This is a genomic window from Arcicella aquatica, from assembly GCF_034928825.1.
Classification (GTDB): domain Bacteria; phylum Bacteroidota; class Bacteroidia; order Cytophagales; family Spirosomataceae; genus Arcicella; species Arcicella aquatica.
The window spans coordinates 1-9,507 of the sequence record NZ_JAYFUL010000084.1 but is presented as its reverse complement, the minus strand read 5'-3'; the positions used below and the strand labels follow the sequence as shown (position 1 = coordinate 9,507).

7 protein-coding genes and 1 pseudogene are annotated in these 9,507 nt (G+C 35.6%); 5 read left to right on the top strand and 3 right to left on the bottom strand.

Annotated features, from left to right (window positions below):
* Positions 1-207 precede the first annotated feature (207 nt).
* The 3 genes from VB264_RS24690 to VB264_RS24680 all read left to right on the top strand — a co-directional run bounded on the left by VB264_RS24690 (position 208) and on the right by VB264_RS24680 (position 3,340).
* On the top strand, positions 208-792 hold the full coding sequence (locus VB264_RS24690; protein ID WP_323254045.1) for a YdeI/OmpD-associated family protein: 585 nt from the start codon (positions 208-210) through the stop codon (positions 790-792).
* A 37-nt stretch (positions 793-829) separates the two neighbouring features.
* Entirely contained in the window at positions 830-1,396 is a 567-nt protein-coding gene (locus VB264_RS24685; RefSeq protein ID WP_323254043.1) for a DUF4256 domain-containing protein, read from the top strand.
* A 171-nt stretch (positions 1,397-1,567) separates the two neighbouring features.
* The gene (locus tag VB264_RS24680) at positions 1,568-3,340 is read left to right on the top strand and encodes a prenyltransferase/squalene oxidase repeat-containing protein (protein WP_323254041.1); all 1,773 of its coding nucleotides are present in this window, start codon (positions 1,568-1,570) and stop codon (positions 3,338-3,340) included.
* 67 nt (positions 3,341-3,407) lie between these two features.
* On the opposite strand, the gene VB264_RS24675 is transcribed toward VB264_RS24680, so the two are convergent.
* Positions 3,408-4,235: an SGNH/GDSL hydrolase family protein gene (locus VB264_RS24675; protein ID WP_323254039.1), complete on the bottom strand. Its 828-nt coding sequence runs from the start codon at positions 4,233-4,235 to the stop codon at positions 3,408-3,410.
* Positions 4,236-4,432: 197 nt separating this feature from the next.
* On the opposite strand from VB264_RS24675, the gene VB264_RS24670 reads away from it, so the two are divergent.
* Both VB264_RS24670 and VB264_RS24665 read left to right on the top strand, forming a co-directional pair.
* Positions 4,433-5,527, top strand: coding sequence for a Fic family protein (locus tag VB264_RS24670; protein ID WP_323254037.1), 1,095 nt, complete (start codon positions 4,433-4,435; stop codon positions 5,525-5,527).
* Positions 5,528-5,531: 4 nt separating this feature from the next.
* Entirely contained in the window at positions 5,532-6,848 is a 1,317-nt protein-coding gene (locus VB264_RS24665; protein WP_323254035.1) for a glycerate kinase type-2 family protein, read from the top strand.
* A gap of 12 nt (positions 6,849-6,860) precedes the next feature.
* On the opposite strand, the gene VB264_RS24660 is transcribed toward VB264_RS24665, so the two are convergent.
* A complete protein-coding gene (locus VB264_RS24660; protein ID WP_323254033.1) occupies positions 6,861-9,425 on the bottom strand; it encodes a cation-translocating P-type ATPase in 2,565 nt (854 codons plus the stop codon).
* Positions 9,415-9,507, bottom strand: a pseudogene (locus VB264_RS24655) (IS1 family transposase); the annotation flags it as partial. The pseudogene VB264_RS24655 and the gene VB264_RS24660, both read right to left, overlap by 11 nt.

The following is a 9,507-nucleotide window of genomic DNA, read 5'->3' as shown; positions in this document are numbered from 1 at the left end:
TAAATTAAACATTTGGACATCCGATGGAACAAAAAAAACAGACCCAAATCAAACTATATTACAATTTTAAGTACATTAAACAAGATAATAAATCTGTCAACCTATTTTAGGCAAGCACATTGATTTGCCAGTAGAATTACTTTTTAAAGCCTATGTAGATGCTATTACCCATTTACAATAGAAAAATTAATCCAACAAATAATTAAGATGAATCCAAAGGTTGATTTTTACTTTAATAAAGCCGAAAAATGGCAAAAGGAATTAGAAAAGTTGAGAATGATTGTACTTGACTGTCTGCTATCTGAAGAATTGAAATGGGGTGTACCCTGTTACACTTTTCAGAAAAGCAACATCGTTTTGATACATGATTTTAAAGAATACTGTGCACTTTTGTTCTTCAAAGGAGCTTTATTAAATGATGCGAATGGTATTTTGATTCAGCAAACTGAGAATACGCAGGCAACACGCCAGATTCGGTTTACGAATGTGCGGGAAATAGTGGAATTAGAATCTATCATCAAAACGTATATTTATGAAGCCATTGAAGTAGAGAAAGCAGGACTGCAAGTGACGCTTAAAAAAACTTCAGAATTTTCTATTCCTGACGAATTTCAACAAAAATTAGATGAAGCTCCTGAGTTAAAAACTGCTTTTGAATCCTTAACCCCAGGCCGACAGAGAGCATATCTTCTTTATTTTGCTGCACCGAAACAAGCCAAAACTAGGGAATCAAGGATTGAAAAATATACGTCACATATTCTTAAAGGAAAAGGCTTAAATGATGAAAACTAGCAACGTTATTGATGTATCAATATAAAAGAAAAACAACATGAATATCAATAAAAATGCATTGTCTTCTGAAGAAAGTGCAAAATTACTCAGTGTATTGAAAGCACGTTTTGAGAAAAATATAAACAGACATCAAGGTATTGAATGGGCTAGCGTACAAGCCAAATTAGAAGCTAATCCTGAAAAATTATGGTCGCTTCATGAAATGGAAGAGACTGGAGGTGAACCAGATGTGGTTAGTTATGATGAAATTACGGGCGAATATTTTTTTTACGATTGCTCAGAAGAAACGCCCAAAGGTCGTAGAAGTATTTGCTTCGATGGAGCAGCGCTAGCGTCAAGAAAAGAACATAGACCAGCAAATAATGCTGTAGATATGGCAACTTACATGGGTATTGAAATTTTAACAGAAGAGCAATATCGTGCATTACAAAAACTTGGAAAGTTTGATACAAAAACATCTAGTTGGATACAAACGCCTGCTGCTATTGGAAAACTTGGGGGTGCTCTTTTCGCTGATTTTCGCTATGGTACGGTCTTCATATATCATAATGGTGCAGAATCTTATTACGCCGCTAGAGGCTTTCGTGGTTCATTGAGGGTTTAATTAATAATCATCTCCTACCCTACTCTGCATAAAAATATATAACTAAAATGAATACCCATAGAGCCAGATAGCATAGTAAAAGGCTAATGTGTTGCCATTAAGTAAGTAAATAAGTCGAGTGTTAATCTTTTATAAAGACAACCTTTTACTTTTATCCTTATCATCATCATAATGGAACATATTACACGACAAACTTTTTTACAACAATGCTTTGGATTAGGAACATTGGCAGTGCTATCACCAATAATGACTTATGCTCAGCATGAAAGTACTTCTGACGAAAATTTTTACCAGCAAATAGTGCAAGCTAATAATAAAGAAGTTGCTAAATTATTAACCGTTTTCTCCTCTGATATAACTGAAATTCGTAGACGATTAGGGTTCGATTTAGCCAATTTAGCCGCTGGGTATGCTGAATCAACCTCACAATATTACCAAAAAGAGGAATTGGTCATAGCAATGACCAAAATTATTCGCTTTATCTTGAAAGCTCAGCAGGCAGATGGCACGCTTAATTTAGGTAATTTGGCCTCACCACCCGATACTGCATTCATCCTTGAACCCCTTTGTGTTGCGGCTACCATTTTTAAACACAACACTACGCCCATACTTGCAACATTAAAAGAGTTACTCAAAGAATTTATCCTGAAGGCAGGTGAATCGCTAAGAGTAGGAGGTATTCATACTCCTAACCATCGATGGGTGGTATCGGCAGCTTTGGCACAAATAAATGATTTATTTCCTAATCCTGCTTATGTAAAACGCATTGATGAATGGCTTTCTGAAAATATTTATATTGATAGCGATGGGCATTATCTGGAAAGAAGTATGATTTATGCTGAGGTAACGGATAGATGTTTGATTACGATGGCTCGTTTGCTAAAGCGTCCTACATTGTTAGAACCTGTTCGTAAAAACCTCAACCTAACGTATTTTTATATAGAACCCAATGGTGATTTAGTCACTACCGACTCAAGGAGACAAGACCAATTCATGACTATTAATGTGCTTAATCATTATCATGATTATCGCTACTTAGCCATTAAAGATAATAATGCAGCATTTGCCTCAATTACAAAATTCATTGAGAAGGTAAAAGGGTTTGACGAAAAAATCATGGTTGATTTATTGCCATTTTGTTTAGAAGAGCCCACTTACTTAAAGCCACTACCAACACCTAAAGCTCCATCAGTAAATTTTGAAAAATTCTTTAAGACAACCAATTTGGTGAGAATCAGAAAGAATGATACAACTTCTACGATTTTCGGTGGAGCAGATTTTCCTATTATTATTGCTTCTGGGCGTTCAACCAATTCAAATTTATTTGCTTTTAGGAAAGGTGAAGCCATTTTAAAATATCTTCGTTTTTCAACTGATTTTTTCAGTACAGGTTATTTCCGTAGCCAAGGGATTACTTATCAAGATGGAAAGTACATATTGCATCAAAGAATTGAAGCACCTTATTACCAACCTTTGCCTAAACAGTTTAAAAAAGCCAATGGTGATTACAAACATGCTCCAAGCACGGATGGCAGATTTTGGAATAAAATGGATTTTGAGCATCGCCCACAAAGCAATGTCAAAATCATAGATACAACCATTAGTATTGAAGAAAAAGATGGTATTAATGAATTGATATTCAGTTCAAAAGGAACTGATGGCATATCAGTAACGATTGAATTTTGTTTCAAAGAGGGAGGACAATTGACAGGAGTGAAAGAAGTCGAAAACTCACCGAATAATTATTTATTAGCAGGAAAAACAGGCGAATATACTTATGGTAAGGATACTATAAAATTCGGACAAGGAATAAACCAACATACTAAGATTAAAAGTTTGGAAGGCGAAATGTATAGCTCACATTTCGGAACGTTGAAAACAGATGGGATGTATGTATACCTCACAGGTATAACTCCTTTTGAACACAAAATTACGATTGGATAAATTAAAACGGTCTGTGAACTAGTTAGCTCACAGACCGTTTTAATTTATCCAATCGTAAATATTACAGCTATAATATATTTTTCATCACCTTAACCAACTTTTTAGTAATTATTTCATAGCCTTTATCTGACGGATGCAAACCATCATAAGTCATATTAATGGCTTCAAGGGGATATGGATATTCGTCTGTTTCAGGATTGTAGGGTACGTCTATAAAGGCTGGATAACGATAATTTTTGTATGTCCCAGTTTGTGAATCTTTCAAGCGTTTGAAATGAACGAGCTGGGCTATTTTTAATTTTTTAGTGTTGTATAAATCCACTACAGGAATGTTTTCAAGCTTTCCTATGGTGTTCACCGCCTCGGCAAATTGGGATAATTCCTGACCCTTTTTTTCTCTGTATGAGCCATACGCATTGTTTTTAGGATTGGCAATATATACAAAGTCTGCACGTTGCATGGGCGTAATCAAAATAATTTTGGCATCTTGATTTAAGCTTTTGATTTTATTGATAATAATTCTGAAAGAGCCATATACGGTATTAGAACCCGTTGCATTTTGATAGTCGGCCAAAGTCCCCAGTGTACGACCCTGCCACCAATCATTCGTTCCTAAAAATATGCTATAAACATCTGCTTTTACCAAACCAAGCTTTTCTATTTGTTCGGCAATTCTTACAGAAGTCCATCCATTATGACCTTGGTTGATGTATTCCAACTGAGGAAGCTTTTCCACCACACCACTCATATAGCCTTTGGTAATTCTGTTTCCTGTTTCCTTCGGATGGTCGTTTAAATAAGTAATAGAATCTCCAATGGCTACCCAAGTAATTTTTTCGGGAGAGAAAGAACTAAATATACCAATCAGCAGTAATAGTAAAAATTTTGTTTTCATATTAAATTTTGTTTCTGGATTTACACAAAAGTAAGCTATCATTACAACTGTTATGTGATGTCTTATTAAGGTAACATATGCTTGATGATAAAATTAATGTCTGAGGATGCTTAATAAAAGCTTGCGGAGAATAATAAAAACATTCTCCGCATATTATGCGGAGAATAAATGCTATATTCACCGCATAATCTATTTTTATGGGCAATTACATACATCAACATATCAATTGGACAGCCTTTAGATGGGACGATTCAGTATTATCAATGCCCCTGGGCAAAGTTAGGAATTTGCAGGGTAAATTGATGGGCAAAATGGAGCAATTAGGTTTTGTCCTTCAGCAAGAAGCCTTTTTGGCAACGCTTACTTTGGATGTCCTGAAATCAACAGAAATAGAAGGGGAGTTTTTAAATCCTCAACAGGTTCGCTCGTCTTTAGCAAGGCGTTTAGGAATGGATATTGTTGGCTTAATTCCCTCTGATAGGAATGTGGATGGCATTGTAGAAGTAATGTTGGATGCCACACAAAATAATCAAACGCCCCTTAGTGATGAACGTTTGTTTAATTGGCACGCAGCGCTTTTCCCGACGGGAAGAAGTGGTATGTACCCTATCACAATAGCTAGTTGGCGAACAGGCGATATGCAGGTAGTGTCAGGAGCAATGGGTAGAGAAAGAGTTCATTTTCAGGCACCTGAAGCTTCGTTATTAGCCCATGAGATGCAACAATTTATAACATGGTTTAACGGAACACAGCCCATAGACCCTATCATGAAAGCTGGAATTGCACACCTTTGGTTTATAACGATTCACCCGTTTGATGATGGGAATGGTAGAATTGCAAGAGCCATTACTGACATGCAATTATCCAAGGCTGATGGTAGCTCTCAACGATTTTTTAGTATGTCGGCTCAGATTCAATTACAGCGAAACAGCTATTATGAAATCTTAGAAAAATCACAAAAAGGAACATCTGATATTACACTTTGGCTTGCATGGTTTTTAGACTGCTTGACCAAAGCATTATTGAATACAGATGTCATTTTAGAAAAAGTATTAGCCAAGGCAAGATTCTGGGAAAAACATAGAGATACCCCTTTGAATGAGCGACAAAAGCTTTTACTGAACAAACTAATGGATAATTTTGAAGGGAAACTTACGTCCTCTAAATGGGCTAAAATAGCTAAATGTTCTGCGGATACTGCTTTGAGAGATATTCAAGATTTGATGGCAAAAGGGATTTTACAGAAAGAAATGGCTGGCGGACGAAGCACTAACTATGAATTGATTTTTTAAAAGCATGACTGAGGATATTATTGAAATTTTTAATGCTGGAATTAATGCTGTTCAGCCTTCGCAACTACTTGGTGAATATCTAAGAGTAGAACATGATGCTGTACAAATTTGTGGAGAACGTTTCTTGAAATGTGATTTTCAGAATATCTATGTAATTGGCGCAGGCAAGGCCGTAGCTGCTATGGCTTTTGAAACAGAGAAAATACTAGGCGACAATATCAAAGAAGGTATCGTTACCACAAAATACGGACATCGTGTAGCTACTAAAAAAATAAAAATCCTAGAAAGTGCTCATCCTGTGCCAGACGAGATAGGTGTAATAGCCGTAAAAGCAACCCTTGGTTTATTACAAAAAGTAACATCAAACGATATCGTAATATGTTTAATAAGTGGTGGAGCATCATCTTTATGGTGTGATGTACCACATGAGTTATCTTTAAAAGATGTACAATCTACTTTCGACCTTTTAATAAAGTCTGGGGCAAGCATTAATGAAATTAACATTGTCAGAAAACACCTTTCAGCCATAAAGGGAGGACAATTAATTCGATATTGTAATGGAGCGAGAGTGTTTTCGTTGATTATTAGCGATGTACCCAATGATGATTTAGACGTGATAGCCAGTGGTCCGACTGTCCCTGATTCATCTACCTTTCAGGATGCATTTGAGGTGATTGTAAAATATCATCTACACTCAACCTTGCCTATTTCCATTAAAAGTTATTTAGAAAAAGGCATCTCAGGAAAGATTGACGAGACGCCAAAAGCTGGGGACGAACTTTTTAAAAATACTATTACTAAAATCATTGCTAATAATAAAATTGCTCAACTGGCCGCCGAGAAAACAGCCAAAGCATTGGGCTATGAAACGCTAATTATTCCTGAGATTGTAATAGGCGACACATCAATAGAAGCCAAGAAGTTTATAGCCTTACTCTTTAATTATAGAGGAAATAAACCGATTTGTATCATACAAGGTGGCGAAAGCACCTTAAAAGTTACTGGCAATGGCAAAGGTGGACGAAATCAACACTTTGTATTAGTGGCTTTACAGGAACTCAAGAAAATGAATATGCTTGATACTGCTATTCAATTTTCAATACTAAGTGGGGGTACTGATGGTACTGATGGCCCAACAAATGCTACTGGAGCAGTAATTGACAGAAAAACACTATTAAATACGCTAGAAAATAATTTACCAATAGAAGACTACCTGATTAACCATGACGCATATCATTTATTTGAACAAACTGGAAATTTACTGATTACCGGTCCTACACAAACCAATGTTATGGATATTATGATTGGTATCGTACAATAGACGACGATGTTATTAAGCTATCAATGCTCGTCTTCGTTTTATCCATTTAACTACTTCGTACCAAATTACACTAATAAAACCAATAACTATACTAGTAGTAATTTGGTTGAGATTGAGGACTTCAAAATCAAACAAAGTATTAAATAATGGTACAAAAAGTAAAGCACACATCATAGCAACAGTAATACTGATGATGATAAATACCAAGTTGTTTTTGTACTGTAAAGTAGTAATAATAGAATAATAAAATGAACGATTGACTAAGGTTAAAAAGATATTAGCCGTAATTAAAACCGTAAAAATCATGGTGCGAGTAATGGCTTCGTCATAACCTAAATAAAGGGCGTATTGATAGGTAAAAATTGTACCCGCACTAATGAATAATCCTTGAATAATACTAGTAGTAAGTTCTTTCCAACTAAAAAAAGACGTTGACATTGGGCGTGGTTTTTGCTTCATCAGATTTTGCTCTAATGGCTCATTTTCGTAAATAATAGAACAGGTTGGACCCATGATTAATTCAAGAAAAATAATATGAACAGGTGAAAAAATATTTGGATAAAGCCAACCTAAAGCCAAAGGAATAAATACAGTAAGTATAATAGGTATATGAATTGAAATGATATACTGAATGGCTTTTTTAAGATTAGTGTAGATTCTTCTACCCATGGCTACAGCATCTACCATTTTTGACAAATCATCCTCTAATAAAATCAAAGAAGCAGCTTCTTTAGCTATTTCTGTTCCTTTTTTGCCCATAGCAATACCAATATGTGCGGCCTTTAGTGCAGGCCCATCATTCACGCCATCACCAGTCATGGCCACTACTTCATTTTGAGCTTTCAGCGCATTGATGATTTTTAGCTTTGCTTCGGGGTACATTCTGCTAAATATTTGTGTTTCAATCACACTTTTTGCCAGTTCTTCATCTGATAATTGCATCAGCTCATCACCAGTAATACTTTTTTCATAGCCCCTAAAGCCTATCTGTTTGGCTATTGCTACAGTTGTAGCCGCATTGTCTCCTGTTACAATCTTTACGGTAATTCCTGCTTTATAAAATTCCTCAAGTACTTTTTGAATATTCTTTTTGGGAGGGTCATAAAATGCAACGATTCCTTTTAATACAAAACCAAAGTCCTCTTGGTTGGCAGGATAGTCATTCCCTATAAATTCAGCAGTGGCAACTGCTAACACTCGATAACCATCCTGCGAAAGAAGGTTAATGGCATTTCCTATTTCTTCCTTTTCTTGTGAGCTAACATTTGATGCTCGCATGATAGCTTCAACAGCTCCTTTGGCAGCAATGATACGTTTACCTTCTTGGTTTTCAAAAACATGCGTCATCATCGGCGGTTTTCCCCCCAAAGGATATTCATGTACTAATTTAAAGTTAGGTCTTTCATCATTCTCCTCAAGTTTACTATATGCTTGATGCAATGCTATTTCCATTGGGTCGAATGGAATAGGTTCACTCGCCCACATGGCTTGCTTAATAAGGTCTTTTTCTTCTTTACTTAGCTCTTCACTTAAGTCTGTGACTTTCTGACTTGAAAGCACGAATAGTTTGGCTAATGTCATCTTGTTTTCGGTAATTGTACCTGTTTTATCTGTACAAATTACCGTAGCACTCCCAAGGGTTTCAACGGTTTTCATTTGCTTCACTACAATACCCATCTTCATCAATCGCCATGCACCCAATGCCATAAAGGTGGTAAAAGCTACGGGAATTTCTTCAGGCATGATACTCATTGCCAAGGTTAAAGCTTTCAATAAACTATCTAAAACATCCTTAGAATTCAAATAATTAATCAGCCAAACAATCAAGAAAACAACAGTCCCAATACTTACCATCTTTTTTACAAAATTGTTAATCTGGAGTTCTAAAGGTGTTTTTTCTTCTTTGATGTCTTCTAAGCTTTTCCCTATTTTCCCTAATTTAGTATTATTCCCTATATAATTGATTGTAGCAATGGCTAAGCCACTAGCTACATTTGTTCCTTTAAAAATTAGGTTATTATCAGCTGTAGAATCTTTGGTTACTGCCAAAGATTCACCCGTAAGGATAGACTCGTTCACAGAAAAATCATTAGAATGAATAATGATACCATCAGCAGGAACAGAAGTGCCTTCTTCTATAATTAGGTAATCGCCCACCACTAAATCTTCACTTTTAATTTCTATTTGTTCACCATTACGAATTACCTTACAATTGGGTTCTGTAAATTCCTTCAGCTTTTCTAAGGCATTTCTACTTCTAGAATCCTGATATAATGAGATTGCCGCTTCAAAAACAATGGCAAATGTCAGAAAAAGTCCATCGCCACCACTTCCACTGATAAAGTAGATACTAGCTGCTACCGAAAGTAAAATAATCATTGGTTCTTGCACTAAACTTTTTAAGGCAAACCAAAAACCATTTTGTTTTTTATAGTCGAGCAGATTATAGCCATGTTCTTCTCTGGCTTTTAGTACTTGTTCAGACGTCAAGCCTTTTATATCAAAATTATCTATCGTCATCTTAGTAATTGGGTTATCAATTTTGGTAGTCCTAAAAATGTAATGTTTATCTTTCAAGATTATAATTACAAATAAAGTATTTTATTGCACCAATATGATTGTCGAGGGACTTTGAGAAACTTAAAGCTTTTCTGACTAA

What these genes read in the sequence shown, in the direction of transcription:
- VB264_RS24690 (WP_323254045.1), top strand. Translation starts at nt 208, where the DNA reads ATGAATCCAAAGGTTGATTTTTACTTTAATAAAGCCGAAAAATGGCAA.
- VB264_RS24685 (WP_323254043.1), top strand. Translation starts at nt 830, where the DNA reads ATGAATATCAATAAAAATGCATTGTCTTCTGAAGAAAGTGCAAAATTA.
- VB264_RS24680 (WP_323254041.1), top strand. Translation starts at nt 1,568, where the DNA reads ATGGAACATATTACACGACAAACTTTTTTACAACAATGCTTTGGATTA.
- VB264_RS24675 (WP_323254039.1), bottom strand. Translation starts at nt 4,235, where the DNA reads ATGAAAACAAAATTTTTACTATTACTGCTGATTGGTATATTTAGTTCT.
- VB264_RS24670 (WP_323254037.1), top strand. Translation starts at nt 4,433, where the DNA reads ATGGGCAATTACATACATCAACATATCAATTGGACAGCCTTTAGATGG.
- VB264_RS24665 (WP_323254035.1), top strand. Translation starts at nt 5,532, where the DNA reads ATGACTGAGGATATTATTGAAATTTTTAATGCTGGAATTAATGCTGTT.